The organism is Loigolactobacillus jiayinensis, from assembly GCF_003946445.1.
Taxonomy (GTDB): Bacteria; Bacillota; Bacilli; order Lactobacillales; family Lactobacillaceae; genus Loigolactobacillus; species Loigolactobacillus jiayinensis.
On record NZ_RHOF01000033.1, the window covers coordinates 1 to 1,008 of the forward strand.

A 1,008-nucleotide genomic window follows, 5' to 3' on the forward strand; every position below is an offset into this window, starting at 1 on the left:
TAACTAATACTATTGTAATAGTGTTGGAAAGCCGAGCGACAGTGCTTTTTCACCCACGTTTCCAATCAGAGTGCGGGGAAAAAGCGGTTAGGTTATGGAGTATAGCCTAGCTTAACGATAAGATACACGAAGTGGATCGTTCGCTAAGCGTAGCTATACGCAATAACCTGCTTTTTCACCCACGTTTCAACCAAAGTGCGGGGAAAAAGCGGTTAGGTTATGGAGCATAGCCTACTACTCCACAATCAGGGAAAGTTATTAGCAAAAAGCGCTAAGCTATCGTTTCCGCCAAAGTCCGCTACCCCTAGTCCGTATACCCATCGCTGCTGCGGACGACAATTACTGAGCAAGGCGCATTTTGTGCCATGTAGCTGGCCTGAGAGCCGATGAAGAGGCGGCTTTTTTCTTTCGTTTCTGAGCCGACAATCAACAAATCAGGCCGCCATTCAGGAATCATGCGCTCGACGATCATTTTACCGGGCTTGCCCTCGCCGATCATGGTCGAAACTTCGAGCACACCGAATTCTTTCGCCTTATCGGCATAGCGATTAAGCTTGGCCAGCACTTCCTCGCGCCGATTAGCCAGCACGTCTGGTGAAAGTGAATCATAAATATTGAAATCGTTCGTTTCTAAAATTGTGACCACCGCCAATGGAACGTGGTAGGACTTAGCCAACGTCACCGCATAGTTGAAGGCGCGAATCGAAGAGGTCGAATCATCCTCATCCACGGCCACTAATAGTCGCCGAAATGCCATTGGTTGCACATCAAAGTCTAATGGATCCTGCGTATTTTTTGCGCTCATCTTTACCGATACCTCACTTTTTTTCTTGCATCGTTCTGCTGACTCCATTATAGCTGGTTCGATTTAGCAATAGCAAGCGTTTTAACGGCTAACAATAATTTGGGGAAATAAAAAGCTACCTTAGCGGCAGCCCGTGTGGTCCTTAACTTTTATGGCTCTATACTTTATCCTGTTGATAGATTGCTCAAAGTGGTAATCTATTA

At 46.2% G+C, this 1,008-nt stretch carries 1 protein-coding gene; it reads right to left on the reverse strand.

What is annotated here, in order from left to right:
• Positions 1-304: 304 nt before the first annotated feature.
• A complete protein-coding gene (locus EKM80_RS09330; protein ID WP_125552857.1) occupies positions 305-805 on the reverse strand; it encodes a universal stress protein in 501 nt (166 codons plus the stop codon).
• Positions 806-1,008 lie beyond the last annotated feature (203 nt).

What these genes read in the sequence shown, in the direction of transcription:
- EKM80_RS09330 (WP_125552857.1), bottom strand. Translation starts at nt 805, where the DNA reads ATGAGCGCAAAAAATACGCAGGATCCATTAGACTTTGATGTGCAACCA.